Origin of the sequence: Sphingomonas sp. LC-1, from assembly GCF_025371035.1 — a bacterium.
Lineage (GTDB): Bacteria > Pseudomonadota > Alphaproteobacteria > Sphingomonadales > Sphingomonadaceae > Sphingomonas > Sphingomonas sanguinis_E.
Genome location: NZ_JANZXB010000003.1, coordinates 43,522 through 67,819, shown reverse-complemented (window position 1 = coordinate 67,819; position 24,298 = coordinate 43,522). Strand labels below are relative to the sequence as shown.

Below are 24,298 nucleotides of genomic sequence, written 5' to 3'. Positions count from 1 at the left end.
CTCAGTCCTCTTCGATGCCGAGCAGCTCGGCGATGATCGCCGCGCTCTCGCCCATATCCTCACCCATTCCGGCGGCGTCGCGATTGCGCACGATAGCGTCGATGTCGATCTCCAGCCCCTCGGCCACCTGCGCCATCGCAGCGGCACTGCCCGAGGCGAGCAGGAACAGCTCGGTCAGGACCGGCCCTTCCGCCTGCCAGCCGCCCAAACCCCGTTCCTGTTCCTGCGGAAGCCCCGCCAGCAGCGAAGCCACCAGCCCCGGCGCGCGCGTGGCGGCGGACAGAGCAACCTGGCATCCGGTGGGGTTGCGCTTGTGCGCCATCGCCGACGATCCGCCGCGACCGGCGATGACCGGCTCCTGCGCTTCGCCAACCGCATTCTGGGCGAGCAGCGACACGTCGCGCGCCAGCTTGCCGAGCGCGCCGATCAGGATGGCGACGCTTGTCCCCATCGCGGCGACGCCGGTTCGCCGGGCATGCCAGGGCGGTGCGGTCATCAGTCCCAGATCGTCCGCGACGCGCCGGGCGATAGCTGCGCCACATCCGCCCAGCCCCGCCCGCGCACCCGCCGCGCCGCCCAACTGGATCACGCCATGTTGCGCCACCGCGTCGTCCAGCATTTCCAGCGCATCGGCGATCCCGACCGCAGCCTGGGCCAGCCGCAGGCCGAAGGCGACCGGCATCGCATCCTGCAACAGGGTGCGTCCGACCGCCGGGGTCGCACGGTGCGCCTTGGCATGGCCTGCCAGCGCGGCCCATGTTCGGCGACCATCGCCTGCGACCAGCCGGTGCGCCGCGCGGACCTGCATCATCAGCACAGTGTCCGCCACGTCCTGGCTCGTCGCCCCGCGATGCAGCGCCTGCGCCGCCTCGCCGGTCAGGGTGGCGCGCAAACGAGCGACGAGCGGGATGGCCAGCGTTCCCGCCAGCGCCGCCTCATCCGCCAGGATGGATAGGTCGATCCGCGTCGCCGCAACCCCCTCGGCGATCGCTCGGGCGACCGCCTCTGGGATCAGGCCATGGGCCGCTTGTGCTCGGGCAAGCGCGACCTCAAAAGCACAGGCATGGGCGATGGTCGCATCGTCGTCGAACACCGCGATCATCTCCGGCGTCGCGACGGGGCGCAGGCGCAGCAGATCGCTCACAGGTCGAACATCGCCGTTTCGTGAGCACCCTGCAGCACGATGTCGAGCGACCAGACGCCCGCTGCATCGCGTCGCGCGATCAGGGTCGCGCGACGGTCGGCGGGCACGCACGCGAGGATCGGGTCGGTGTCGTTGCCCTCAGCTCCGTCGAAATAGATACGGGTCGCCAGCCGCTTGAGCAGTCCACGCGCAAAGATCGACACCGCCAGATGCGGTGCCTGAAGGCTATTGCCCGGCCCCGGCACCCGCCCCGGCATGATCGTACGAAAGCGGTAGCGACCATCCTCATCGGTCGCGGCACGCCCGAACCCCACGAAATGCGGGTCGAGCGGCACATCGTCGCGCGCATCATCCATGCTGCGATAGCGGCCCGCCGCATTGGCCTGCCAGATTTCGATCATCGCATCGGGCACCGCAGTGCCCTGGCCGTCGAGCACCCGGCCGGTCAATTCGATGACCTCCCCATCGGGGGTACCGCTGGGCGAGGACAGGTTCAGCACATAATGCGCCTCCGGCATCAGTTCGGGCCGCGCGCCCATATCCGACCGGCCGACCAGGTCCGCGCCGCCTTTCCACGGCAGGCCATAGTGGAAAAAGGGACCGACCGTCTGGCTGGGCGTCTGACCGAACAGTGCGGGATCCTGATTGTCGGGGCGCGCCTCGGGGCGGCGGTCGGCGGGATCAATGGTCATGATCATCCTCCTCGAACGGGGTCTGGTCGCGGCCCTTCAGCACCACGTCGAAGCGATAGCCGAGCGCCCAATTGGGCTCGGTCACATCCATATCCAGCCGCGCGACCAGCCGCTGGCGGTACGGCATGGGCACCGCATTGGCGATCGGATCGATCTCGATCAGCGGGTCGTCGGGAAAATAGAGCTGCGTCACCAGCCGCGTCGCGAAGGCGGGGCCGAGCAGCGACAGATGGATATGCGCGGGGCGCCAAGCATTGCGATGATTGCCCCAGGGATAGGCCCCCGGCCGCACGGTGACGAAGCGATAACGTCCCTCCGCGTCGGTCACCACCCGGCCCGCGCCGGTGAAATTGGGGTCGTGCGGCGCGTCCCACTGGTCCTTGGCATGAATATAGCGTCCGGCGGCATTGGCCTGCCAGATTTCCATGACGGTGTCTGGCACGGCGCGGCCCTGTTCATCCAGCACGCGCCCGGCAATGATGATCCGCTGCCCCAGCGGCTCGGCCTTGTGCTGCTTCGTCAGGTCGGCCAGCGCCGATCCCATCAGCCGGTCCCAGCAGCCGCCCGGCCCGGTCGTCTCGGTCAATGTCGGCGGTATCGCGATCGGCGGATGCTGCGGCGCCCGGATCACCGTGGAGCGATAGTCGGGCACCAGCAGCGGCGGCGCGCCCGCATCGTCTTTTGCATAACCGATCACGCGACTTGCTCCGTAAAGGGCGCACCCGTCTTGGCGCGTACCTCGTCCAGCGTGACGCCGGGCGCCAGTTCGATCAGCCGCAACCCCGGCTTGTCGCAGGCCATCACGCACAGATCGGTGACGATCAGGTCGACACAGGCCTTGCCGGTCAGCGGCAGGGTGCAGGCGGGCAGGATCTTCGGACTGCCGCTCTTGCTGGCATGATCCATCACGACGACGATGCGCTTGACGCCTGCGACCAGGTCCATCGCGCCGCCCATGCCCTTCACCATCTTGCCCGGAATCGTCCAGTTGGCGATGTCGCCGCCCTCGCTCACCTCCATCGCGCCCAGCACCGCCATGTCGATATGGCCGCCGCGGATCATTGCGAAGCTGTCCGCGCTGGAGAAAAAGCTGGAGGTGGGCAGCGTCGTCACCGTCTGCTTGCCCGCATTGATGAGGTCCGGGTCCGCCTCACCCTCATAGGGAAAGGGCCCGATGCCCAGCAGGCCATTCTCCGACTGAAGCGTCACGTCGATCCCGGCGGGCACATGGTTCGCGACCAGGGTCGGGATGCCGATGCCGAGATTGACGTAGAAGCCGTCCTGCAGTTCGCGGGCGGCGCGCGCCGCCATCTCGTCGCGGGTCCAGCTCATGCCGCATCCTCCCGTGCGCGGGTCGTCAGCTTCTCGATCCGCTTTTCATTGATGGTCGAACGGACGATCCGGTCGACGAAGATGCCGGGCGTGTGGATGCAATCGGGGTCGAGCGCGCCCGCTTCCACGATCTCCTCCACCTCGACCACAGTCACCTTGCCAGCGGTCGCCATGTTCGGGTTGAAGTTGCGCGCGGTCTTGCGGAACATGAGGTTCCCCGCCGGGTCCGCCTTCCACGCCTTGATGATCGACAGGTCGGCGCGCAGCCAGGTCTCGCGGACATACTCCTGCCCCTCGAACGTCTCGACCGGCTTGCCCTCGGCCACCACGGTGCCGACGCCGGTCTTGGTGTAGAAAGCCGGGATGCCAGCGCCGCCAGCGCGGATACGCTCGGCCAGCGTGCCTTGCGGGTTCAGCTCCAGCTCCAGTTCGCCCGACAGATATTGCTGCTCGAACAGCTTGTTCTCGCCGACATAGCTGGAGATCATCCTGGCGACCTGGCGGCTTTCCAGCAGCATCCACAGGCCAAATCCGTCCGCCCCCGCATTGTTGGAGATCACGGTCAGCCCCGTCACCCCGCTTTTGCGCACTTCCGGAATCAGGCTTTCGGGATTGCCCGACAGGCCGAAGCCGCCCGACATGATCGTCATGCCGTCGAACAGCAGCCCGTCGAGCGCCGCCGCCGGGCTGTCATAGATCTTGCTTTTCATGCCATCTCCAAAGGCAGGCCCACATAATTTTCGGCGAGCGTGCGCTGCGCGGCGGGCGAGCCGCGCAGATAGTCGAGCTCGGCCATCTGGATGCGCCGGTCGAAGCCATCCATGGTCGGGAACCGGTGGGTTACCGAGGTGAACCACCAGGAAAACCGCTCCGCCTTCCATACCCGCGACAGGGCGCGTGCGGAATAATGGTCGATCCCGGCATCGGACCGCTCGCGATAATGCTCGGTCAGCGCCGCGCCCAGCATCGTCACGTCGGACACCGCCAGATTCATCCCCTTGGCGCCCGTCGGCGGCACGATATGCGCCGCGTCCCCGGCCAGGAACAGCCGCCCCCAACGCATCGGCTCGGCGACGAAGGAGCGCAGCGGCGCGATCGCCTTTTCGAACGAAGGGCCGCGCGTCACCTTCGCCGCCGTCTCCGGCCCCAGGCGCAGGCACAGTTCGTCCCAGAAGCGGTCGTCGGACCACTCCGCCACATCCTCGTCCAGCGCGCACTGGATGTAATAGCGGCTGCGCGTCGGCGACCGCATGGAGGCAAGCGCGAAGCCGCGTTCGTGATTGGCGTAGATCAACTCGTGATCGGCAGGCGGCACATCGGCCAGCACGCCGAGCCAGCCGAAAGGATAGACACGTTCGAAGACCCGTAGGACCTTTGCCGGGATGGCCGCGCGACTGATGCCGTGATAGCCGTCGCAGCCGACCACGAAGTCGCAATCGAGCCGGTGTTCCGCGCCATCCTGCCGCCAGGTCACGCTCGGTCGGTCACCGTCCAATCCGGATAATGTGACGTGTTCCGCGTTCCACATGATCGTCACGCCCCGGTCCTCGGCGGCATCGAACAGGTCGCGCATGACCTCCTGCTGTCCATAGACGGTGACCGTCGACCCACCGGTCAGCGCGGCCATGTCGATCCGGAAGACCTCGCCATCAAGTGCGACATTGGTGCCGCCATGAACGAGCCCCTCCCGCTCCAGCCGTGCCGACAGTCCCAGGCGGCGCATCAGCGCGACCGTGCCCTGCTCCAATACGCCTGCGCGCACGCGACCCTCGACATAATCGCGGTCGCGCCGTTCGATGACAACTGCGTCGATCCCCTCTGCGTGGAGCAAATGCGCCAGGAACATGCCCGCAGGCCCTGCGCCGATGATCGCGACTTGTGTGCGATGCCTCATGCCATCCTCTCGTCCGCGCGGGCGATACCCCGCCGCCTTTTGCCGCATCATGCGCGGAGCGCCGGGCTCGGGCTATGGACCACACACGCAAAAAGTTGGACGATCCGTCTCCACCCTTCTATCCCCAGTCCATGGCGGTGCCGAGTTTCTACCTGTACGGCGAACCTCATCGGGCGGTGCCGGACGACTTCGTCCACACCGAATCGCTCGACGATCGCTCGCGACCCAGCGAATGGACGATCCTGCCGCACGCCCATGCCGACCTGGTCCAGGTGTTCGTGCTGGCGAGCGGCGGTGGTACGATGCAGGCCGAGGCGGACAGCTTGCGCGTCGCCGCGCCCGCGCTGCTGATCGTGCCCGCCGCGATCGTCCACGGCTTCGATTGGCATCCCGATTCGACCGGCTCGGTCCTGACACTGTCGGTGCGCCATCTGACGCGGCTCGATTCGCTCTATCCGGGACTGGCGGCGATCTTTGCGCATGTCGCGGTGCTCCACCCCGACGCGGCCGCCATGACGACGGTCACCTCGGCGATGGCGGCGCTGATGCGCGAGCTGGGCTGGGCCGCGCCAGGGCATGGCGCCGCGGTGGATGCGGCGCTGCTGTCCATCCTGGTCGAGGCGATGCGCGCACCCGGTGCCGCGACGGACGATCCGGCCGCAGCACCCGGTTATCACCACGCGCTCGTCGCCCGCTTCCGGGCACGGATCGACGAACGGTTCCGCCTGCGCGAACCGATGTCGAGCCATGCCGCGGCGCTCGGCACCAGCGAAAGCCGCCTGCGTACGGCGTGCGCCAAGGTCGCCGCGCTGTCGCCTGCGGCAATGTTGGACCAGCGCGCGATGCTGGAGGTCCGACGCGCCCTGCTCTACACGCATCTTTCGGTCGCGGAGATTGGCTATGCCGTCGGCTTCGCCGATCCCGCCTATTTCTCGCGCTTCTTTACCCGGCATGAGGGGTGTTCCCCGCGCGCGTTCCGCGATGCCCGAGGCACCCGGCCCCACCCGGCGGGACCAGCTGCGCCGAACGTGCGTCGCGGCGTGGCATGATCCGCACGCCGCTGCCTCACCCATAGCGAAACCTGCATGTGCCGCTCGACGCGCCCGGTGATGATCTCGAACGCCGCCGCGGCCTGGCGGATCACCATGCCGCTGCCGTCGAGCGTCGCGCAGCCAAGCGTCCGCGCGGTACGCAGGAGTTCGGTTTCGCGCGGGAAGTAGACGATGTCCGCGACCCACAATCGCGGGTCGAGATGCTACGCGGCGATCGGCATGCCGGGCTTGGCCTTCATACCGACGGGGCTCGCATTGACGATCCCGTCGATCCTGTGCGTGTCATGGTCCCCCGCCCTGCGAACGACCACCTCGGCATCGAACCGCGAAGACAGGCTGGCCGCGGTCGAGACGCGCATCGGGCAGTCCGTCGCGCAGGCTGTCGCAAAAGCCGGTCATGTCCGTATTGTGCCCGGTCATGCGCCCGTCGCGCATCGCGGTCGTGTTGACCGCGCCCACGGGCTGCGCGCTATCGGCCAGAGCGTCGAGATGGGGGATCACCGCCTGCTTGAACGGATAGGCATCCGCCTTTTCCGGCGTGAGGTTCAGTTTGCCTGCGATCGACGACGGCGGCGTGCCGATGACGAGCTGCGTGCCCGATGCTGGAGTGAACAGCTCGCCGCCTCGACGATTTTGGTACATGCCCTGCAAGCGGTGGAACGCGGCATTGGGGGAGTTGTCGGCACAGGACGTTCTCATGCCGCTTAACGAAATATGCTCGGTCATCGGCATTCACGGCAATGTGAATCGATTAGGCCCACCGCCATCCATGGCTAGCGTGAATTGAAACCACACGAGTTTGCTGGCCGAAATATGGGGCCGTTTGGCCAAACCACCCTAAAATCAATGTTATAGCGGGCAATTTTGCGCATAATGGCGGAGACGGAGGGATTCGAACCCTCGGTACGGTTTCCCGTACGACGCTTTAGCAAAGCGTTGGTTTCAGCCACTCACCCACGTCTCCGGCTGCGGCGAGGTGCGGCTATAGCGGGGCCGGGGGAGGCAATCAACCGGGTCTGGCGGGGATTTTATCAGGAAAATCGACTAGGGCGTTTTCCGTCGTTCATTGCACTGCAAGGCGGGGGCTGGTTAACGTGGCCAATCGGTTCGCCGGGGGAGTTTGAAGTCATGCGTCTTGTCTGTCTGGGTCTGTCGCTACTGGGCGGCCTCTCGATGGTCGCCGCTGCGCCGCTGGCCGCGCAGGTTCGCACCATCGACCCGAATCAGGGCATCGACAGCGATCTGGGCACCCAACCCTCGCGCCCGGCACCGCGCAGCACGCCCGCACAGGAAGACGTACCGGTGCAGTCGTCGCCCCCCACCCAGCAGTCCCCCGTCACCACCCCCCCGCCCGCAACCACCCCGGATTCCAGGGCGACGCAGACGACGCAGGCCGCCGACACCTTCGAGCGCGACGACCTGCTGGCGGCGGGCGAAGGCGTATTCGGCAAGGGCGCCGAAGGGCTGGCGGGGATGATCGAGCGCATCCTGCGCGAACAGGGGCGCCCCAATGCCTATATCGCGGGGCGCGAGGCGTCCGGTGCGTTCGTGGTCGGGCTTCGTTACGGCTCGGGGATCATGACGCACAAGGTCGAGGGGCAGATGCCGGTCTATTGGACCGGACCGTCGCTGGGTTTCGACATCGGCGGCGATGCCAACAAGGTGTTCGTGCTGGTCTATAATCTCTACGACACCGAGGAGCTGTTCCATCGCTTCCCCGCGGCCGAGGGGCGGCTCTATTTCGTCGGCGGTTTCGCGGCGACCTATTTGCGGCGCGGTAACGTCGTGCTGATCCCGGTGCGATTGGGTGTCGGCTGGCGAGCAGGCGTCAATGTGGGCTATATGAACTTCACCCATAAGGCGCGGTGGCTGCCATTCTGATGGCTTTGCGCTTCGCCTTCGCGGTGGAGGATTTCCTTGGCCTTCGCCTCCGTTTCGTCTGGGCGAAGTCGAAGGCCTCGCCACACGCTATTCCCGCCCGAGCAACCGATAGGGCTCGCTGACCGCGATCACCGGCACGTCCCAGGGATGCGCCGCCAGCAGCCGATCGGCCAGCGCGTCTACATCCGCCTCCGCATCGAACATCGCGGTCAGGATGACGGTGGGCGACCAGCTTGCCTGCCCGACCGCACCCAGCGCCGGTACGGCGCCCTCGCCCGGCCGAAAGCCTTCATAGCCGAGCGACAGTTCCACCACCTCGCGATACCGCCCGAAATCGCCCAGCGGCGGGGTCCGCAGGATGGCGAGCAGTGCGGCGGCGGTCTCGTCCCGCTCGACCGCACCCGGCTCGCCCGCCATCAACGCGGCCAATGTGGCGGGTGCGACGGGGCAATAGACCCGTATGTCGCGAACCCACCGCATCGTGCTCATCCGAAATCGACCGCTTCGAAACGCAGCGGCTGGCCGGTCGGCGCGTCGGCGAGCTGGTCTTCCCACATGGCGATCTGCCCGCGAATGATGGTGCCGATCGGCTTGCCGGTCAGTTCCATGCCGGTAAAGGGCGACCAGCCGCACTTGGACTGAAGCCACTGATCCTCGATCGTCCAGCGCTTCTTCAGGTCGACGATGGTGAAGTCGGCGTCATAGCCCGACGCGATCCGCCCCTTGCCCACGATGCCGAAGATGCGCTGCGCCCCCGCGCTGGTCAGTTCGATCACGCGCTGAAGCGAAAGACGGCCATTGGCGGCATGGTCGAGCAGCAGCGGCAACAGCGTCTGCACGCCGGGCATGCCGCTGGGGCTGCCCGGATAGGGCTTGGCCTTTTCCTCCAGCGTGTGCGGCGCATGGTCCGAGCCGATCACGTCGGGCACGCCCTGGTTGAGCCAGTACCACAGCCCGTCGCGATGTGCGCCCGAACGGATCGGCGGGTTCATCTGCGCCAACGTGCCGAGGCGTGGATAGGCGTCCTCGCCCGCCAGGGTCAGGTGCTGCGGCGTCACTTCGCAGGTCGCGATGTCCTTGTGCTGGGCGATATATTCCAGCTCGGCGGGCGTGGTGACGTGCAGGATGTGGATGCGGCGCTTCGCCTCGCGGGCCAGGCGCAGGATGCGACGGGTGGCGAGCAACGCGCTCTCGTCGTCGCGCCAGACGGGGTGCGAAGAGGGATCGCCTTCGATTCGCTCATCGGCGCGCGCATTCATCCGGTCCTCGTCCTCGGCATGGATGGCGACGCGACGATGGCCCGAGGCGAGCACCTCGGCCAGCCGCGCGTCCTCGGACACCAGCAGGTCGCCGGTCGAGGCCCCCATGAAGATCTTCACCCCCGCCGTGCCCGGCATCCGCTCCAGCTCGGCGAGATCGCGCGCATTATGGTTGGTCGCGCCGACATAGAAGGCGTGGTCGCAATACATGGTCCGGGCGCGAGTCAGCTTGTCAGTGATCGCGTCGGCCGAATCGGTGTTCGGCTTGGTATTGGGCATTTCGAAGACGGCGGTGACGCCGCCCATCACTGCCGCGCGGCTGCCCGAGGCCAGATCCTCCTTGTGCATCAGCCCAGGCTCGCGGAAATGGACCTGGGTGTCGATCACGCCGGGCAGGATGTCGAGCCCGGTGCAGTCGATCACGCGCCCCGCATCGCTCCCCCCGAACGCCCCGATCGCCACGATCTTGCCGTCCCGCACGCCGACATCGGCGCGGACCGGGCCGCCGGGGGTGTGAACGGTGCCGCCGGAGAGAAGCAGGTCGAAGGTCATGACAGAACGGGCCTTTCGCGAATGATCGCGCCTTCCTACCTTGACCGGATGAGCGATACCACCCCGACCACCACCCCCGGTTCGACCTTGGCCGACCGCCGTCTTCTTCGTATCGCGGGGGAGGATGTACGCGGCTTTCTGCAGGGCTTGGTGACGCAGGACGTGGCCGGATTGACACCCGACGCGCCGCGCTGGGCCGGACTGCTGTCGCCGCAGGGCAAGGCATTGTTCGACTTCATCCTGTGGGCCGATGGCGATGCCGTGCTGATCGATGCGGAGGCAGGACAGGCCGAAGCGCTGGCGCGGCGATTGAGCATGTACCGGTTGCGGCGGGCGATCACGATCGAGCCCGTCACCGACCTCGCGGTGCATTGGAGCCACGACGCCCCCGGGCGGCCCGACGACCCCCGGCTGGCGGCACTGGGCAAGCGCTGGCTGGCCCCGGCAGGGGATGCGGCGGCGGGATGGCTGGCGCACCGGCTGTCGCTGGGCGTGGTCGAAGGGGTCGGCGAACTCGGCTCGGGCGAGACCTTGTGGCTGGAGTGCAATGCGCGCGAGCTGAACGGCGTCAGCTTTACCAAGGGCTGCTATGTCGGGCAGGAAAATACCGCGCGAATGCATCACCGGTCGAAGGTCAATCGACGGCTGGTGGTCGCGCCACTGGGCGAGGCGGGGGATCGGACACGGGTCCGCTATCCCGAACTGGGGTTGATGGTGGAGCATCGCCGGGTCGAGTCGCTGGGCGATGCCTTGCGCCCGGACTGGCTGGTCGCCGCGTTGGAGGAATCGGACCGGGACTGACCCGGTTCGGCGCTCATTGCGCGGTGTTGGCTTCGGTCGAAAGCGCTTGTTCGATCCGCGCGGTCGGCGCGGAGAGCATATGCCCCAACTGCACCGCGATCGTGGCGGCGGCGGCCAGGCCGAACAGGCATAGCGCGCCGAATTGCAGCGCGCTGGAGATGGAGCGACTGCGCTCCATGCGACGCGCGGCGTCGATTTCGCTGACCAGCCGATGGCGGGCGCTGCGACGATCCTCGCCAACCTCGATCGCGGCTGGTTTGCCCTCCAGACGCGGTTCGTTGACCAGCACATCGGCGCTGATGCGATCTTGGGTCCGAATGCCGGCGAAGCGATCCCGCTGCCAGATGACCCGGGCGATGACGACCTGACGCCCACGACGAATGTCGACATATTCGCCGGCTTGCAAAGGATCGTCGCTGGCGATCATCATCCCGCGCGACGAGATGTTATGAATACACGCGTCACCCCAGCCACGAGCGGACTTCATGCGACAGGGAATCAAAACCTGTCGGCGCGCCTCGCGGCTTTTGTAACTGGGGAGTCCCCGCGGCATGACGATCCTTTCGCGTCCAACGACTGTCCATATTGGTCAGACACGAAGAAAGTGTGAATCTGTTGCTGTCATAGGCGCAAATAATGGTCCGCGACAGACGCAAGCGCCTATCGGATCAGAGAACCTTTGGATCGAAACAGGGGAAACGCCTGTCCGGTCGCCCCCGCTGATCGATGACAAGCGGATGCCGAGGCCATTAATTAGGGACGAGGTGGAGGTTTGCCCCTCCGCCGGAAAAGCGGACCGGCCGGCTCACGCATGGCGCTGTCGGAACGGGGAGCGACTCACCCCATAAAAAAGGAGGCCGGCTTTCGCCGACCTCCCTCTTTTCGCAATCAGCCTTGGCTGAGCGTGGCTTATTGGCCAGCGCCCGGACCGTAGGTGATTTCGACGCGACGGTTCTGGACCTCGCGGACACCGTCCGCGGTCTGAACGCGCAGCTTGTCGCGCTGCTCGCCGAACGCTTCGGTGGTGATCGTGCCGTCCGGGATCGAACGCGACGTCATGTACGCCTTCACCGCGTCGGCACGACGCTGCGACAGGCCCATGTTGTAACGCGGCGTACCCGAGGTGTCGGTGTAACCCGCAACCATCACGCGCGCATTGCCGCAGCTCTGGTACTGCGTGATCGCGTTGTCGAGGATCGACGCTGCTTCCGGAGTGACGTCCGACTTGTCCCATTCGAAGAACACGATGAACGGACCCGGCGAGCAAGGCACGGCCTCGGGAGCCGGCGGCGGGGGCGGCGGGGGAGGAGGAGGCGGGGGCGGCGGGGGCGGCGGCGGAGGCGGCGGAGCTGCCGGTTCGCCGAAGTTGTACGCCACGCCACCCAGGATCGAGTGCGAACGGAAACGACCGTCGTGCGTGTTGTTGGCAACGTCGACCAGCTTGACGTTCTCGGCGTTGAAGAAGCGATACTTCAGCGTCGCGTCGATGTGGTCGGTCAGCGGAGCACGGATGCCCGCCAGAGCCTGCCAAGCGAACACGGTGTCCGAGTCGTTCAGGAAGTCGGCACGGTTGTTGAGGGCGTAGTTCGCCTTGACGCGAGCAACGCCGACACCGCCGCCGACGAAGCCCTGGATGCCGTCGTCGGCACCGAAGTCGAGCAAGCCGTTCAGCATGAAGCTGAGCGCCGAAGTCGAGCCGCCGGCATAGCTGTAGCTGCCAGCCGGAACGGTGCCAGCACCGATGCCGGTGTTGGTCAGCGTCGTCGAGCTGTAGCCGTCAACCGTCGCGCGACGATAGCCGACTTCGGTTTCCAGACGGAAACCACCGAAGTCGTAACCCATCACGCCGTCGACGTCATAACCATAGTCATGGTCGACGCTGGCAACGCCAGTACGCGAAGCGCCGGTGACATCATAATCGATGTCTTCGACGATCATCCCGCCGCCTTCGATGCCGACGTACCACGACTTGTCGCGGGCGAGGGCAGGCGAAGCCAGAGCGGTGGAGGCAAGTGCCAGAACAATGGCAAGCTTCCGCATCATAGTCCCCTTTCTTGGTTGTCACTACGGACAGCGCAAACCCACTATCGGAGCGTTGGTTTCCACGCAAGCCAACAAAAGCCCGCCACTGTGGCATTAAAAGCACAGGATTTTCGTCAGCCAGAGGCGATCAAACCATGACTCCGCAAAGCGAAAATTACCGCATTCAGGGCAGAACGCGCTTCTAAATCAACAACTTGCCCTCCGTCCGGCATGGCGATGGACGATTGTTGCGTGCCCAAAACTTTTTTTCCAGCCACTATCACCTCGCGCGCCGGGACACGTCCGGTCCGCCATGCCGTGCCATCCCATTCGGACCGGCATTGTTCGGCCCTGTTCCACACCGACAGACCTAGACGCGGCGACAGGAATCGCCAGCCGCCCTCGGTCCATCCCGCCAGCATGGCGGGGCGATTTTGCCACGCCGCCACCGGCTGGTCGCCAACGACCCACGCCTGTCCCGTCTCGACCGTATCGGGCGGAACATTGAGGCCCACGCTTTCGACACAGGGCTGCACCACCATGTCGAGCAGGGTCAGCGCCTCGTTATGGGTGATTTCCTTTTGCGCCTGGCCCGCCGCCAATAGCGGCAGCGTCCAGCGCGGCGTTTCTCCGCTCATCTCATCCCTCTCCCACGAATCCGACCAGCGGCGGCGACGCGCCCCAGGTCCCCAATTGCCGTATCGTCACCCGCTCGCCCACGCTGGCCGTGCCGGTCCAGCCGGGGGCGGTGACGATCGCCTCGCGCTCGCCGACGACGACGCGGTAACGCTCGGCCTCCTCGCCCAGCGGCACATCGACCCGGTCGAGCCAGCGCCAGCCGATCCGGCTGCGTCGCGTCCAGCCCAGGGTGACGCGGCCCTCCGCATCCCGGCGGCTTCGCAAACCGACCGGCGCGGGGGGCAGGATCGAACGACCGGCAATATCCGCCACGGCCTGCACCCCCTCGCTTCCATCGGCCACGCCATGCGCCAGGAAGCGGACGCGGGAACCAAGCGCCGTCATCGGCAGGTCGAGCGTCCGCACCGCCTCCGGCGCGATCAGGGCGAAGGGTGTTCCGGGCACGGCCTGCCCGATCCGATCCTCCGTTCCGCGCAGCCCGCGGCGCAGCTCGCTCAGCCGCCAGCGCCGGTCGCCCAAGGGCTCGGCACGCGCGAACTGAAGCAGCTCACCGCCGACCCAGGCCAGGTTGCGTCCCGCCTCGATCGCCGCCGCATCGGCGTCGGCCAAGTCTTCGGCCACGGTCACCACCAAGGCCCCGCGCCGGTCGATCAGCGTCCCGCCCCCGCTACCCGACGTCACCGCCGTCACGCTCCCGATCACGCCGGGCAGTGCGGTGGTGCCGATCGCGGTCCAGCTGGCCCCGTCGTCCAGGCTATAGGCGAGGTACGCCCCCCGCCATCCCGGCCCGCCCGCCGCGACGATGGTCAAACGCGGAGCCGACAGCAGGTCATCGGTCAGCGGCGGCGTCTCGAAGGCGAGCAGCCGGGTCGCCCCGACGCTCAGATCCGCCGGACGCGCGATCCGCCCCGGTGACGCCGACAGGACCGGCCCGGCATGGCCGACCGGCACGCAGGTCAGGCGTACCGCCATCGCTTCCCACGCCGCCTCGACCACGCGCCACCGCCCCGCCTCGCCCGCGATGGCGACGATCCCGCCGGGGGTGACGGCCAGGCCCTCCGGACCCAACATGACGATACGTCGCACCCGCTCGGCCTGTCGGCGCGCCAGTCGATCTTCCGCCAGCGTTCTGGCGGTGCCGGCGTCGAGCGCGGCGGCCAGGTCCAGCCGCTCGTCCCGCACCCCGCCGGACCGGCGGGCGCGCTGCATCCCGATCTGATAATCGCGCGCCGGATCGTAATAGGCGACGGTCACGCTGGCGGGGATCACCGCCTCCGCCGCCACGTCGCGCTGGCCGCTCCGCCCCGGCCCCTGCACCCCCATTGCCTCGTCCCGGATGACGGTCGCGGTCGCGGCGGCGTCCGGGACGGCGAGCCTTACACCCGCCCCCTCCGCCACCCACTGGCCGCCGCTCATATCGGCGAGCATGTCCAGCACGGCGCGCACGCTGCCGCCGCTGGCCGCAAATCCCGCCACCATCGGCCCGGCGTCGCTCGCATACACCAGCGGCGAGAGACCCTGCGCGATCCTGCCGCAGGATATGGCCGCCGCATCCGCCTCCACCTCGAAGGTGAGTTGGGGAATCCGGTTGCCGAACTCGGCCAGCGCCAGCCCCTCGAACACCCCATAGGCAATCCCGCGAAAGGCCGAGCTGCGGGCACCTTCGATCGAGGCGATCAGCGGATCGACCGGCTGGGTCTCGGTACCCGTGTAGAGGCGAAAGCCGGTCGCGACCTTGAAATCGCCCGCTTCCCCGCGCAACAGGCGTCCATCGGCCCAGATGCGTCCGACGCGCCGGATCGTGCGCCCCGACAAAGCGACCGCGAAATTGGCGGAATAGCTGTAGCTTTCCGTACCAGACCGGCCCCTGCCCCCGCCGGAAACGCCGCGTGTCTCGACCAGATCGGTCGCCCAGATCACGGGTCCCGCCACGCGCATCGTGCCGAAGATCGCGGGCATCTGCGTACCATAGCTGGAAGTCTGCACCGACAATTCGGTCAGGCGCGGCCCCTGCCGCCGGGGCGATCCCAGCACGGCATGATCCACCCGGTTGCCGATCAGCGCGCCGATCGCCCCACCCACGGGCCCCAGCAGCGCTCGGCCCACCGTGCCCAAGACCAAGGTCGCCATTATCCCTCCCCCTTCCAATATCCCAGGACCGGCCAGGGCGGCACGCCCGGCCGCCAGGCGACACGGGCCAGACCCGCATCGGCATGGACGATCCCATCGCTCACCCGGATCGCCAGATGCAGCTGCCCCGGCCCCGCGCGCAGCAGCATCACCGCGCCCGGCGCATCGTCCCCGCGCGCGAATTGCGCATCGAGCAGCCCGACCACCCGAGCTTCATCCCCGCTCCGCCAGCCATAGCCGGTGGGCGCCACCCGCCCCGTCGCCACCGCGACCAGGCCGACACAGTCGAGGCCATGTGCAGGCTCGCGCCCGTGCAGCCGGAACCGCGTGCCGACCAGCGCGCGCGCCGCCGCTTCCACTCGGCTCATGTACCGGGATAGCGGGTGAGAAGGTCGATGCCCGGCAGGAACGGCTCGCCGCGAAAGTTCACGACATTGTCGAAACGCGACAGGCAAGTCTCCAGCCGCTTGTCGCAGCCCTCGACCAGTTCGATCAGCGGATGGCCCGCCACCGCGAAGGCGGGCGGGGCGGAAAGCCGGAGCGCAGCGCCATCCGACCGGACGATCGCACTTTCCAGCCCGCCATTCTCCCCACCGAACCAGATCAGCCGCCCCTGGCCATAGGCATTGGCGACCGGCTCGGTGCGATCCAGCGTCAGCATCACCGCGCCGTCCCACGCCGTCACCCGCGCGAAACGCCGCCGCCCCGCCATCGCCACGCGGCACCGCCGATCGCCCAGCGTCGCGCGGCAATCGGGCGAGGTCTCCTCCGCCACCGGCCGGTCGAACAGCGCACCCACCCCGCGCAGTTCGGCGGTGAAGCCGCCCTCACCCAATTGCACCGACCCGATCCTGCCCTGCCCGAGCGGCACGGCGGCCTCCTCGCCGGTCCAGTCGACCGCGATCGCCGCCACGCTCGCCCCGTCCCAGCGTCCCGCCAGCAGATCGCGCTCGTCGATCGCCACACTGGTCAGCGCGCCCGAAGCATCCATCAGATCCGGGTCCAACCCGTCGCCGCGCAGAATCGCACTCGGCGTCAGGCCGGGCGCGGCGCGGTAGCAAAGCCCTTCGATCCACAGATCGCGGTCATGGCCAGTCAGCCCGATCGTCACCCCGTCGCGCCGCTCGATCCGCCAGCACAGGACCCGCCCGGTCAGCGTATCGCCGCTCATGCCTAGCGCACCTCGACCAGCGGGACCGAAGGGGCCGCGCCCGCCCGGAACCCGGCCAGCGTCGCGCTCAGCCGATCCTCGGCGAAGCGGACGGGCACGTCGAAGGTGAAGTCGGCGGTGATCGCGTCCCCGACGGCGGGAGCGGTATCGAACAACAGCCAGCCTCCCGGTTCCATCACGAAGCCCGTCACGGCCCTGCCCGCCACCGTCACCGAGACGCTGCCGGCGACCGGCCGGGTGATGCGGCGCGACTGATCGCCATAATGACGGACCAGCGCGAAGCGGCGCGTCGTACCGTCGCCGGTCCCGATGCTCTCTTCCATCCCTAGGCTGTCGAAGGGATCGCGCAGGCGAAAGCCGCGTGCCGGGCCCATCCGCGCCCGGAAAAACGCCAGCAGCGCCGCGATGTCGTCCGCCGATCGGATGCCGGGGCCGACGTCATAGGTCGTCCGCGCCTCCGCCCAGCTCGCATTGCGTGCCTCGCGCCCGCCCGCGCTCGTCAGGATCGCGGTGGAAAAGCCAGGCGTCACCTCCGCCTCGCGCCCAAGCGCCAGGGGAAAAAGCACATCGTCGAAAGCCTGCATGTCATCCTCCCCCTCCCAACAGACGAAGCCGTCGCGCATCACCTGCGGCATCGCCCAGAGATATGTCGCGGCCACGCCCCGCTCTCGCGCCACATGCGCGGCGTCGGCGATCCATCCCCATTGCGCCCGCTGCTCGGCGCGCAGCACGAAGCCCGACAGATAATGTTGTCGCTCCGGCGGATAGCCGAGCCGCACCTCGGCCAGCGCGACGCCCTTGCGGGTGGAGGCGGTATCGCCCGCCGTCACCCAATCATAATCCTCCAGTTGCAGCACATCGAAGGCCGGGCTCGCCCAGCCGACCGGCATGTTGGCGCGTTTGGCCTCGGGGGCCTGCGGATCGAGCACGGTCGGCAGATAGGTAAGCAGATGCGTGACGCATCCGGGGGCCGCCGCCTTCGCCGCCGCACAGAGCGCCGCAGTCGACGCCGCCAGACACGCCCCCGCCCGGTCGAGCGTGTCACGCTGCGCCTGCGTCTCCGCACCGCCGATGCTCGCCATCGCCACCGGCGCGAATGCCGCCACCGCCGCCGCGTCATAAAGGCAAGGCGCGCCGTCCGAGGGACGGACCCACCACCAGGGCTCGCCGACCTGGAATCGCGGCGCCAAGCCCACTGTCTCGCCGATCGCTAGAAACGCCCCCGCGACCGCCTGCAGATAGGCCATCGCGCCGCCATGCGCCGGGCTGAGCAGGGTCGAGGGCGGCGACCAGCCGGTCAGGGCGGGCGCTCCGTCCGCCGAGCGCTGTTTCCAATCGCCCCAGCAATGCGCGTCGAACAATTCGTAGGACAGCGACCAGATCAGCTCGTAACCCAGCACCCGGGCCCCATCCGCGAAGCCACGATGCCATGCTGCGCACGCCGCATTGAGCGCTCCGCCGACAAGGCTGGCATAAAGTCCCTCGCTATGGCGCTCGAGCCGGAAATAATGGCTCATCCCGACATAATGGACGATGCTGCCGCGATAGCCGAGGTGCAGCATGTTGCGCAGCAAACGCTGCGGGGTCAGATGGTAGCTGTCGTCATAGCCGCTCGCGATCCGAAAGCCATGTTCGGGCAATACCGCCGCGCCGATGCCGATCACCGCACCGGGACCTTCGCACGCCATGTCGGTCAGTTCGACCCAGCCCTGTTGTGGCTGTTCCAGCAACCGTGCGCTCGCGTCATAGCCCGGCGCGACCAGCGAGACGAACATCCGGTCGACATCCCCCGCCCAGACGGGATCGCGATCCTCGGGAAATTGAAATCCGCCATCGAGGTCGGCAAAGTCGAGGATGATCTCGGCATCGTCCGCCGTGCCGGCCGCGTAATTCCACAGCCGGACATACCAGGCGCGAGCCTGCCCCTGCGCGTCGCGACCCTCGATGGTCAATGTGGGCCCGTGAACGGCATCGAGCGGCTTGATCCCGCCCGAACGCCAGCGGAACCGCAACCGGCATTCCCGGTAGTCGCGCACCGTATCATAGCGCAGCAGCGGGTGATCGTGCCGATCCGCCGACTCCCAGATCAGCCCCGCCAGATCGTCGGCGCGGTAGAAGACCGTATCGACACGAAGCGAGTCCGCCCCGCCCGCCACCACCGAGGCCATCATCGGGCGCGGGAAATCGACCGTCCAATATCGGGGATCGAAGCGGGAAAGCATATCGCTCCGCTGGTCCCGCCGCTCCTCATGCAGACACCATTGCATCGTCCGTCTCCCAAATCCGGCCTGCGCCACTATCGGGCTTCTCCCTCCGCCGGGCCGACGCCGGCGATGGAGGGAGGGGGCAGCCTCAGTCCTCGGCCAGCGCCGCCCGTACAGCCCGCGCAACCTGTCGGCCGGAGCGTTGCAGCGCTCCGCTCGCCTCGCCTGCGCCGGCATGGATCGTGATCGCCACCCGAACGTCGCGCGGTGCGCCACCGGCGCGCAGCGTCTCAATCCGCCCACTGCTGGTCGGTACGAAGACCTCCGGCCCCCGCTCGCCGATCAGATAGGGACGATCGGGCGACACCGGCCCGCCGGTCGCCCGGCCGGGCAGCCCCGAGACCAGCCCCCCCAGCAGGTCGAGCAGACCCGCGCCGCCGCCCATCGACGCTACGCCCTGCCGCAGGGCGGCCCGCGCGATCGCATCCAGCGCCGACAGGGCCGTCGCCTTCAATTCCTCGAAACCGAACTTGCCGGTCCGTGCCGCACGAAGCAGCGCGCCCTCGACGCTTCGCGCGCCCAACTCGGCGGCATCGCCCAGCCCGCGCGACAATTCGCCGCGCATCGCCGCCATGTCGGCAGCGAAGCCGCGCATGTCGATGCGCGGTGCGATGTCCTGCTCATCCATCCGGATACATCTCCTGCAAGCGGGCGAGCGTGGCGGGGGAAGGCGGCGCGTCCCCTGCCCGCCCCGCGCCCGTCATCGCCGCCGCAACGCCGTGAAGCTCGGCCGGAGTGGCACGCCAGAAGCGGTCGGGCGACCAGCCCAGCACCGCCCCGGCCATCCCCGCCAGCCGCCCCGCCTCCTCGGCGAACGTCACCGCCCCCCCAGTATCTGGCGCAGCAATTGCCGCAGCACGGGGGCCAGCGCCGCCAGCCCCAGATCGACCAGCGCCTCGCCCAGCGTCTCGCGATTCAGCCCCTCGGGCACCTCGCGCAGGCAGTGCCAGATCAGCGCCGCCGCCTCGCCCAGGGAAAGTTTACCCTCGCCCGCACGCTCGACCAGTTCGAACAGCGGGCCCAGTTCGCCCTCCGCCGCGACCAGCGCCTGAAAACTCGGTCGCACAACCAGTTCCGCACCACCGATACGCAACGGAGCTTCACCCCGCATGGGATTCGCGCGCCCGCTCATGCCGCCACCACCGGGCCGGAGCTTTCCAGCGCGAGCGTGTAAGTCCGCTCACCCCCGAAATCGCCGCTGTAATCGAGTCGCGACACCAGGAACCGTCCGGTCATCGAACCGCCGCTTTCGAAGCTCAGCCGATAGGTCTCGATCGTCCCCGCCAGCGCATGGCCGCGCATCCGCGATTCCGCCGCCGATCCGGTGAACACGCCCGCCCCCGCGACACTGACATGCCGGACGCCCGCGCCGGACAGCAATTCGCGCCAGCCGCCCGAATCCTTGCTGGTCACCACCACCGTCTCGCCATTGATCGACAGCTGCGTGGTGCGCAGCCCCGCCATCGTCGCAAAGGCGGGCGGCTCCGCCCCGTCGCCGATCTTGAGCAGAAAGGCGCTTCCCTTTTCGATTGCCATATCCGTTCCCCCTTATTGATCCACCCGCCACAACCGGGCGCGCCAGTCGACGTTCGCGGTCCAGCGCACGCCGTTCCTCGCCGTTCGTGTCGCCATCACGCTCAGCCCCGCGACCCGCCATCCGCCCGCCAGCGTCTCGGGCAATGCGATCGCCTCGACCGTCTGCATCGCAGCGCGCAGCCGCAGGGGACGCTCGCCCTCGTCGGTGAGGGTCAGGGTGACGCGCAGTTCGCGCCCCTCGATCCCGGCCGCGCCCCAATCGCCATCGCTCGGCTCACCCAGCACCGCCTGCGGCACGCTCGCCCGCACCGGCGCGGCGTCGAACAGGCTGACCGCCAGCGGCTGCAAGGCGGCGCGCAAGACGTCGATCAGCCCGGCCCGCAACGCCTCGCGCGCGGTCATGCCCGCCGCCTCGGGCTATCGAGCCGCATCCGCCGCCAGGGGCGCCACAGCGCCGCGACGGCGGCGGGCGGCACGGCGGCGGCATCGCGATTGTCGAACAGATGCGCGCTCATGATCGCCACGCCATGCGCGATCTCCGGGGGCAGGCTGGCCCAGCCATCGGCGAGCCCGGCGCGATACCGCACCGTCACCGGCCCGCTCGACCGGACCCAGCCGCGTCCGTCGTGGTCGATCTCGCCCACGCCGTCGCCGACCGACAGGATCGCCGCGATCGGAGTCGTGCCCAGCGCCTGCCAGTCCGCCGCACCCGCCAGTCGTTCCTCGCCCAGGCGCTGGATCAGCACCTGTCCGCAGAAGGATTCGGCCAGCCCCAGCGCGACGCCCGCGACCCGCTCGACCAGGGGGGCCTCATTCCCCTCTTCCAGTCGCAACAGGGCGCGCACCGCGCCCGCCGCCGCCGTGACGGTCGCGGCGGGCATGGGCTCCATCGTCCCGCTCATCATGAATTCTCCTTCACCGATACAAGTTGCGACATGTCCGACACATGGGCGTCACACTTGGGGAGCAGAGACTCGTCCAGCCGCTGCCCGCCTCCCCCTTGGGCACCGGCCATGCCGACCCGGCCCCTCCCCCGGCCGTGTCCGGCATCCTCCCTGAACTACGGGGCAGCCCCCTGCCGGCTGCCCCGATTTTTCGGAGGCTTAGTTGGCCGAGAACTTCATCAGCTTGATCGCCTCCGAGTCGCTGACGCAGCCGCCGACCCGCCGCGTGGCGTAGAAGGTGACGAACGGCTTGTTGCTGTACGGATCGCGCAGGATCGCGGTTTCAGGCCGCTCGGTGATGAGATAGCCCGCCTGGAAATTGCCGAACGCGATGGCGCAGGCGTCGGCCGCGACGTCGGGCATATCCTCCGCCTCGACCACCGGATAGCCGAGCAGCGTCGCGGGCTGCCCCGCCGCCAGCCCCGGTGCCCAGAGGAACTGGCCGTCGGTCGTCTTCAGCTTGCGGATGCGCGCCGAAGTGGCGGCGTTCATCACGAAACACGCCCCCTGGCGGTATGGCGCGCGCAAGCTCTGAACCAGCTCGATCAGCCGTTCGTCGGGGGCGGGCCCGAACGAGGCCGATGCGCCGGTCGCCAGATATTGCAACGTGCCGAAGGGGCGCGCGCCGTCCCTGGCGGCCGAGCTCAGGTTGGTCAGAAAGCCCTTGGGCCGGTTGACGCCCGATCCGGTGACGAACGCCTGCCCCTCGGCCCGCGCGAATTCGGTCGCGATCTCCCCCGCGAGCCAGCCCTCCACATCGAAGGCCGCATCGTCTAGCATCGCCTGGCTGGCCGAGGGGTTGGCGTAAAGCTCGCCCATCGGCGGCGCGAGTTCGACGAAGCTGGGCGTCGCCGTCTCGGGCCGCGCCGCCGTCTCGCTCGCCCAGCCCGAAGGCGTGCCGCCGGTCGTCACCAGCTTGCGATAGCCCGCCGACCCCACGCTCACGACGTTGGCGATGCCGCGGATCGGCGAGATGCTCTTCAACACCGAGGCGATCGCCGCATCGATCTCACGCGGGACGGCAAAGCCGCCGCTGTCCCCGGTCGTGCCGGTAAAGGCCTTCAGCTCGACGGTGGTACCGCTGCGCACGTAGCCGTCAAAGGCACCGCCGCTCTTGCGCGCACCATCCAGCACGGGTCGTTCGATCACGTCCATATCAATCCCCCTTGGTCAAAATGTGATTCACGCGGGCAAGCGGCTGCATCGGCACCGTCACCAGGCTGATTTCGAGCAACTCGGCCGACAGGATCGCGCGGGCGGCGCCCTGATGGACGACGCGCGGCCGGTATCCGACCGACAGCCCCGCCACCGCCCCCGAGCGGACCAGCGCCACCAGTGCCGGGTCGTCGACCACCCCGTCGACCGACAGGCCGATATCGTCCTCCGCCAGCGCGACGATGCGCCCCATCGGCTCCCCCCGATGCTGCCAGAGCAGCGGCACAGGCTCCGCGCCCGCAAAGGCGCCCCGCCGCATCACGTCGCCCGCTCGGTCCATCCGATCCCAGATCGCGGCATAGCCGGTGAAGGTCAGGCTCATTTCAGCCAGTCCTCCATCCCCAGCCGCATCGCGATCCCCGCCAGCAGCAGCGCGCCCAGCAGCCGGGTCAGCCAACCGACCGCGCTTTTCCACACCGACGACTTGGCCTCCCGCCACGCCGACAGCAGTTCGCGCAGCTCGGCGACATCCTCCGCCGCATCGGCATCGGCAAGGCCCAGCCGGGTCAGTGCCCGCGTCGCGCCGAGTTCGCCCGCTTCCTCCGCCACCGCGCGCAGGGTGACGAGGTCCGCCCCGCTATCCGCCGCCTGCGCCAGCAGCCGCGCCAGAACATCGCCGCTCATGACAGGCCGCCCCCGGACAGACCTACCATGGCGCGCTTTTCCGCCGGATCGAGGAAGTCCGCTCCCGCCGCCATCTGCCACAGCATCTGGCGCTCCTCGGCCAGCGCGGTGACGCGGTTCACATCGACCGAGAGGCTCGCCCCCTCGAACCAGCCCGCCAGCCCCTGCGACAGCCCGCTCAGGATCGCACCCGCCAGCGGCAGAATCGCCTGGCGCCACAACGCACGGTTCGCCTCGCGATAATTGGCATAGGTGTTGTCGCCGGGCAGCCCGAGCAGCATCGGCGGCACCCCGAAGGCCAGCGCGATCTCGCGCGCCGCCGACGACTTGGCGGCGATGAAATCCAGCTCCGCCGGGGTCAGGCTCATCGCCTGCCATTTCAGCCCGCCTTCGAGCAGCAGCGGCCGCCCCGCATTGCCGCTGCCCGCAAAGCCCTCCATCTCGGCGCGTAGCCGCTCGAACTGATCGGGCGTCAGCGTCGAGCCATCGCCCGGATCATAGACTAGTGCCCCCGACGACCGCGCCGCATTGTCGAGCAGCGCGCGATTCCACGCCGCCGCCGCATTGTGGATCGCGATCGCCCCCGCCGCCGCGCCCAGGCAGCCAAGCCCATAATGATCGTCGAGCGGGTGGCAGCTTTTCAGATGCACCACGGACGGACGGACCGGATCGACCGGCAGCGTCGTCACCCGCCCCCCGGCACGGTAGAGATAGGCGGCGGGCCAGCCGCTCGCGTCCAGCTCCATCGTCACCCGCTCGGGGCGCAGTGCGAACAGCTCGGCGACCTCCCCCTCAGCGTCGCGCAGCACTTGCACATAGGCATTGCCGTGCAGCAGCATATGCGTCGCCACCGTCTCCAGCAGCGCCTGCCCCTCGCTGCGCGCCGCGACCAAGCCGACCAGTTCGGGATGCGAGGCGGTCAGCGGCGCATCGGCCAGCCCGCCCGCAACCATCCGCACCGCGCGCTGCGCCACCGGATTACGCAGATAGCCCTCGCGCACCTGCGTTTCATAGGATGGCACCGCCCCCGTCAGCGGCACCCCCGACCGGGCCAAGCCCAGCCCGAGCAAAGGACGCGCGGCCCCCCGCCCGGTCTTGCGACCGAACATCCTCATCGTCGAATCTCCTTTGGCTCCTCCCCGGCAC

At 68.4% G+C, this 24,298-nt stretch carries 29 protein-coding genes and 1 tRNA gene; 3 read left to right on the top strand and 27 right to left on the bottom strand.

Annotated elements, in window-relative coordinates; translation table 11 throughout:
- Window position 1: 1 nt before the first annotated feature.
- The 6 genes from NZL82_RS05265 to pobA are packed head-to-tail and all read right to left on the bottom strand — an operon-like array spanning window position 2 to window position 5,062.
- On the bottom strand, window positions 2-1,144 hold the full coding sequence (locus NZL82_RS05265; RefSeq protein WP_261268728.1) for a lyase family protein: 1,143 nt from the start codon (window positions 1,142-1,144) through the stop codon (window positions 2-4).
- Window positions 1,141-1,836 carry a protocatechuate 3,4-dioxygenase subunit alpha gene (pcaG, locus tag NZL82_RS05260; protein WP_261268727.1) on the bottom strand — a complete coding sequence of 232 codons (696 nt, stop codon included), beginning with the start codon at window positions 1,834-1,836 and terminating at the stop codon, window positions 1,141-1,143. The genes NZL82_RS05265 and pcaG overlap by 4 nt, the downstream gene beginning before the upstream one ends.
- A complete protein-coding gene (gene pcaH, locus NZL82_RS05255) occupies window positions 1,826-2,533 on the bottom strand; it encodes a protocatechuate 3,4-dioxygenase subunit beta (RefSeq protein ID WP_261268726.1) in 708 nt (235 codons plus the stop codon). The genes pcaG and pcaH overlap by 11 nt, the downstream gene beginning before the upstream one ends.
- Window positions 2,530-3,168, bottom strand: a complete 639-nt coding sequence (locus NZL82_RS05250; protein WP_261268725.1) for a 3-oxoacid CoA-transferase subunit B — start codon at window positions 3,166-3,168, stop codon at window positions 2,530-2,532. The genes pcaH and NZL82_RS05250 overlap by 4 nt, the downstream gene beginning before the upstream one ends.
- Window positions 3,165-3,878 (bottom strand): CoA transferase subunit A, encoded by a 714-nt coding sequence (locus tag NZL82_RS05245; RefSeq protein ID WP_261268724.1) that lies wholly within the window; start codon window positions 3,876-3,878, stop codon window positions 3,165-3,167. The genes NZL82_RS05250 and NZL82_RS05245 overlap by 4 nt, the downstream gene beginning before the upstream one ends.
- On the bottom strand, window positions 3,875-5,062 hold the full coding sequence (gene pobA, locus NZL82_RS05240) for a 4-hydroxybenzoate 3-monooxygenase (RefSeq protein WP_261268723.1): 1,188 nt from the start codon (window positions 5,060-5,062) through the stop codon (window positions 3,875-3,877). Before pobA ends, NZL82_RS05245 begins: the two co-directional genes overlap by 4 nt.
- A gap of 131 nt (window positions 5,063-5,193) precedes the next feature.
- Between pobA and NZL82_RS05235 the strand changes: the two genes are divergently transcribed.
- Complete coding sequence (locus NZL82_RS05235; RefSeq protein WP_261268722.1) at window positions 5,194-6,111, top strand: helix-turn-helix domain-containing protein; 918 nt, start codon at window positions 5,194-5,196, stop codon at window positions 6,109-6,111.
- Between the two features lie 285 nt (window positions 6,112-6,396).
- Here NZL82_RS05235 and NZL82_RS05230 read toward each other — a convergent pair whose 3' ends face one another.
- On the bottom strand, window positions 6,397-6,813 hold the full coding sequence (locus tag NZL82_RS05230; protein ID WP_261268721.1) for a hypothetical protein: 417 nt from the start codon (window positions 6,811-6,813) through the stop codon (window positions 6,397-6,399).
- A gap of 175 nt (window positions 6,814-6,988) precedes the next feature.
- Window positions 6,989-7,078 (bottom strand) — tRNA-Ser (locus NZL82_RS05225).
- Window positions 7,079-7,242: 164 nt separating this feature from the next.
- Between NZL82_RS05225 and NZL82_RS05220 the strand changes: the two genes are divergently transcribed.
- Window positions 7,243-7,995, top strand: coding sequence for a DUF1134 domain-containing protein (locus NZL82_RS05220; RefSeq protein ID WP_261268720.1), 753 nt, complete (start codon window positions 7,243-7,245; stop codon window positions 7,993-7,995).
- Window positions 7,996-8,082: 87 nt separating this feature from the next.
- Here the strand turns inward: NZL82_RS05220 and NZL82_RS05215 are convergent, their stop codons facing one another.
- Both NZL82_RS05215 and NZL82_RS05210 read right to left on the bottom strand, forming a co-directional pair.
- Window positions 8,083-8,484, bottom strand: coding sequence for a hypothetical protein (locus NZL82_RS05215; RefSeq protein WP_261268719.1), 402 nt, complete (start codon window positions 8,482-8,484; stop codon window positions 8,083-8,085).
- A complete protein-coding gene (locus tag NZL82_RS05210; protein ID WP_261268718.1) occupies window positions 8,481-9,806 on the bottom strand; it encodes a dihydroorotase in 1,326 nt (441 codons plus the stop codon). Before NZL82_RS05210 ends, NZL82_RS05215 begins: the two co-directional genes overlap by 4 nt.
- 48 nt (window positions 9,807-9,854) lie before the next feature.
- On the opposite strand from NZL82_RS05210, the gene NZL82_RS05205 reads away from it, so the two are divergent.
- On the top strand, window positions 9,855-10,607 hold the full coding sequence (locus NZL82_RS05205) for a folate-binding protein YgfZ (RefSeq protein WP_261268717.1): 753 nt from the start codon (window positions 9,855-9,857) through the stop codon (window positions 10,605-10,607).
- Between the two features lie 13 nt (window positions 10,608-10,620).
- On the opposite strand, the gene NZL82_RS05200 is transcribed toward NZL82_RS05205, so the two are convergent.
- The 17 genes from NZL82_RS05200 to NZL82_RS05120 all read right to left on the bottom strand — a co-directional run bounded on the left by NZL82_RS05200 (window position 10,621) and on the right by NZL82_RS05120 (window position 24,267).
- Complete coding sequence (locus NZL82_RS05200; RefSeq protein WP_261268716.1) at window positions 10,621-11,160, bottom strand: PilZ domain-containing protein; 540 nt, start codon at window positions 11,158-11,160, stop codon at window positions 10,621-10,623.
- A 356-nt stretch (window positions 11,161-11,516) separates the two neighbouring features.
- Entirely contained in the window at window positions 11,517-12,647 is a 1,131-nt protein-coding gene (locus NZL82_RS05195; protein WP_261268715.1) for an OmpA family protein, read from the bottom strand.
- A 116-nt stretch (window positions 12,648-12,763) separates the two neighbouring features.
- Complete coding sequence (locus NZL82_RS05190; protein ID WP_261268714.1) at window positions 12,764-13,267, bottom strand: DUF2793 domain-containing protein; 504 nt, start codon at window positions 13,265-13,267, stop codon at window positions 12,764-12,766.
- Window position 13,268: 1 nt separating this feature from the next.
- A complete protein-coding gene (locus tag NZL82_RS05185; protein ID WP_261268713.1) occupies window positions 13,269-15,398 on the bottom strand; it encodes a phage tail protein in 2,130 nt (709 codons plus the stop codon).
- Entirely contained in the window at window positions 15,398-15,766 is a 369-nt protein-coding gene (locus NZL82_RS05180; RefSeq protein ID WP_261268712.1) for a peptidoglycan endopeptidase, read from the bottom strand. Before NZL82_RS05180 ends, NZL82_RS05185 begins: the two co-directional genes overlap by 1 nt.
- Entirely contained in the window at window positions 15,763-16,569 is an 807-nt protein-coding gene (locus NZL82_RS05175; RefSeq protein WP_261268711.1) for a DUF2163 domain-containing protein, read from the bottom strand. The genes NZL82_RS05180 and NZL82_RS05175 overlap by 4 nt, the downstream gene beginning before the upstream one ends.
- A 2-nt stretch (window positions 16,570-16,571) precedes the next feature.
- Window positions 16,572-18,836 (bottom strand): DUF2460 domain-containing protein, encoded by a 2,265-nt coding sequence (locus NZL82_RS05170; RefSeq protein WP_261268710.1) that lies wholly within the window; start codon window positions 18,834-18,836, stop codon window positions 16,572-16,574.
- A gap of 85 nt (window positions 18,837-18,921) precedes the next feature.
- The gene (locus NZL82_RS05165; RefSeq protein WP_261268709.1) at window positions 18,922-19,461 is read right to left on the bottom strand and encodes a tail tape measure protein; all 540 of its coding nucleotides are present in this window, start codon (window positions 19,459-19,461) and stop codon (window positions 18,922-18,924) included.
- Window positions 19,454-19,654: a phage tail assembly chaperone gene (locus NZL82_RS05160; protein WP_261268708.1), complete on the bottom strand. Its 201-nt coding sequence runs from the start codon at window positions 19,652-19,654 to the stop codon at window positions 19,454-19,456. Before NZL82_RS05160 ends, NZL82_RS05165 begins: the two co-directional genes overlap by 8 nt.
- The gene (locus NZL82_RS05155) at window positions 19,651-19,944 is read right to left on the bottom strand and encodes a gene transfer agent family protein (protein ID WP_261268707.1); all 294 of its coding nucleotides are present in this window, start codon (window positions 19,942-19,944) and stop codon (window positions 19,651-19,653) included. The genes NZL82_RS05160 and NZL82_RS05155 overlap by 4 nt, the downstream gene beginning before the upstream one ends.
- 17 nt (window positions 19,945-19,961) lie before the next feature.
- Window positions 19,962-20,369, bottom strand: coding sequence for a phage major tail protein, TP901-1 family (locus tag NZL82_RS05150; RefSeq protein ID WP_261268706.1), 408 nt, complete (start codon window positions 20,367-20,369; stop codon window positions 19,962-19,964).
- A 12-nt stretch (window positions 20,370-20,381) separates the two neighbouring features.
- Window positions 20,382-20,771 (bottom strand): DUF3168 domain-containing protein, encoded by a 390-nt coding sequence (locus NZL82_RS05145; RefSeq protein WP_261268705.1) that lies wholly within the window; start codon window positions 20,769-20,771, stop codon window positions 20,382-20,384.
- The gene (locus NZL82_RS05140) at window positions 20,768-21,271 is read right to left on the bottom strand and encodes a hypothetical protein (protein WP_261268704.1); all 504 of its coding nucleotides are present in this window, start codon (window positions 21,269-21,271) and stop codon (window positions 20,768-20,770) included. Before NZL82_RS05140 ends, NZL82_RS05145 begins: the two co-directional genes overlap by 4 nt.
- A 201-nt stretch (window positions 21,272-21,472) precedes the next feature.
- Complete coding sequence (locus NZL82_RS05135) at window positions 21,473-22,468, bottom strand: phage major capsid protein (protein ID WP_261268703.1); 996 nt, start codon at window positions 22,466-22,468, stop codon at window positions 21,473-21,475.
- A gap of 1 nt (window position 22,469) precedes the next feature.
- Window positions 22,470-22,850: an HK97 family phage prohead protease gene (locus tag NZL82_RS05130; protein ID WP_261268702.1), complete on the bottom strand. Its 381-nt coding sequence runs from the start codon at window positions 22,848-22,850 to the stop codon at window positions 22,470-22,472.
- A complete protein-coding gene (locus NZL82_RS05125) occupies window positions 22,847-23,152 on the bottom strand; it encodes a DUF6127 family protein (protein WP_261268701.1) in 306 nt (101 codons plus the stop codon). The genes NZL82_RS05130 and NZL82_RS05125 overlap by 4 nt, the downstream gene beginning before the upstream one ends.
- The gene (locus tag NZL82_RS05120) at window positions 23,149-24,267 is read right to left on the bottom strand and encodes a phage portal protein (protein ID WP_261268700.1); all 1,119 of its coding nucleotides are present in this window, start codon (window positions 24,265-24,267) and stop codon (window positions 23,149-23,151) included. The genes NZL82_RS05125 and NZL82_RS05120 overlap by 4 nt, the downstream gene beginning before the upstream one ends.
- Window positions 24,268-24,298: the final 31 nt, after the last annotated feature.

Excerpts from the sequence above, each read along its gene's own strand:
- pcaG (WP_261268727.1), bottom strand. The coding sequence starts at position 1,836 with ATGACCATTGATCCCGCCGACCGCCGCCCCGAGGCGCGCCCCGACAAT.
- NZL82_RS05250 (WP_261268725.1), bottom strand. The coding sequence starts at position 3,168 with ATGAGCTGGACCCGCGACGAGATGGCGGCGCGCGCCGCCCGCGAACTG.
- NZL82_RS05245 (WP_261268724.1), bottom strand. The coding sequence starts at position 3,878 with ATGAAAAGCAAGATCTATGACAGCCCGGCGGCGGCGCTCGACGGGCTG.
- pobA (WP_261268723.1), bottom strand. The coding sequence starts at position 5,062 with ATGAGGCATCGCACACAAGTCGCGATCATCGGCGCAGGGCCTGCGGGC.
- NZL82_RS05235 (WP_261268722.1), top strand. The coding sequence starts at position 5,194 with ATGGCGGTGCCGAGTTTCTACCTGTACGGCGAACCTCATCGGGCGGTG.
- NZL82_RS05230 (WP_261268721.1), bottom strand. The coding sequence starts at position 6,813 with ATGAGAACGTCCTGTGCCGACAACTCCCCCAATGCCGCGTTCCACCGC.
- NZL82_RS05220 (WP_261268720.1), top strand. The coding sequence starts at position 7,243 with ATGCGTCTTGTCTGTCTGGGTCTGTCGCTACTGGGCGGCCTCTCGATG.
- NZL82_RS05215 (WP_261268719.1), bottom strand. The coding sequence starts at position 8,484 with ATGAGCACGATGCGGTGGGTTCGCGACATACGGGTCTATTGCCCCGTC.
- NZL82_RS05210 (WP_261268718.1), bottom strand. The coding sequence starts at position 9,806 with ATGACCTTCGACCTGCTTCTCTCCGGCGGCACCGTTCACACCCCCGGC.
- NZL82_RS05205 (WP_261268717.1), top strand. The coding sequence starts at position 9,855 with ATGAGCGATACCACCCCGACCACCACCCCCGGTTCGACCTTGGCCGAC.
- NZL82_RS05200 (WP_261268716.1), bottom strand. The coding sequence starts at position 11,160 with ATGCCGCGGGGACTCCCCAGTTACAAAAGCCGCGAGGCGCGCCGACAG.
- NZL82_RS05195 (WP_261268715.1), bottom strand. The coding sequence starts at position 12,647 with ATGCGGAAGCTTGCCATTGTTCTGGCACTTGCCTCCACCGCTCTGGCT.
- NZL82_RS05190 (WP_261268714.1), bottom strand. The coding sequence starts at position 13,267 with ATGAGCGGAGAAACGCCGCGCTGGACGCTGCCGCTATTGGCGGCGGGC.
- NZL82_RS05185 (WP_261268713.1), bottom strand. The coding sequence starts at position 15,398 with ATGGCGACCTTGGTCTTGGGCACGGTGGGCCGAGCGCTGCTGGGGCCC.
- NZL82_RS05180 (WP_261268712.1), bottom strand. The coding sequence starts at position 15,766 with ATGAGCCGAGTGGAAGCGGCGGCGCGCGCGCTGGTCGGCACGCGGTTC.
- NZL82_RS05175 (WP_261268711.1), bottom strand. The coding sequence starts at position 16,569 with ATGAGCGGCGATACGCTGACCGGGCGGGTCCTGTGCTGGCGGATCGAG.
- NZL82_RS05170 (WP_261268710.1), bottom strand. The coding sequence starts at position 18,836 with ATGCAATGGTGTCTGCATGAGGAGCGGCGGGACCAGCGGAGCGATATG.
- NZL82_RS05165 (WP_261268709.1), bottom strand. The coding sequence starts at position 19,461 with ATGGATGAGCAGGACATCGCACCGCGCATCGACATGCGCGGCTTCGCT.
- NZL82_RS05155 (WP_261268707.1), bottom strand. The coding sequence starts at position 19,944 with ATGCGGGGTGAAGCTCCGTTGCGTATCGGTGGTGCGGAACTGGTTGTG.
- NZL82_RS05150 (WP_261268706.1), bottom strand. The coding sequence starts at position 20,369 with ATGGCAATCGAAAAGGGAAGCGCCTTTCTGCTCAAGATCGGCGACGGG.
- NZL82_RS05145 (WP_261268705.1), bottom strand. The coding sequence starts at position 20,771 with ATGACCGCGCGCGAGGCGTTGCGGGCCGGGCTGATCGACGTCTTGCGC.
- NZL82_RS05140 (WP_261268704.1), bottom strand. The coding sequence starts at position 21,271 with ATGAGCGGGACGATGGAGCCCATGCCCGCCGCGACCGTCACGGCGGCG.
- NZL82_RS05135 (WP_261268703.1), bottom strand. The coding sequence starts at position 22,468 with ATGGACGTGATCGAACGACCCGTGCTGGATGGTGCGCGCAAGAGCGGC.
- NZL82_RS05130 (WP_261268702.1), bottom strand. The coding sequence starts at position 22,850 with ATGAGCCTGACCTTCACCGGCTATGCCGCGATCTGGGATCGGATGGAC.
- NZL82_RS05125 (WP_261268701.1), bottom strand. The coding sequence starts at position 23,152 with ATGAGCGGCGATGTTCTGGCGCGGCTGCTGGCGCAGGCGGCGGATAGC.
- NZL82_RS05120 (WP_261268700.1), bottom strand. The coding sequence starts at position 24,267 with ATGAGGATGTTCGGTCGCAAGACCGGGCGGGGGGCCGCGCGTCCTTTG.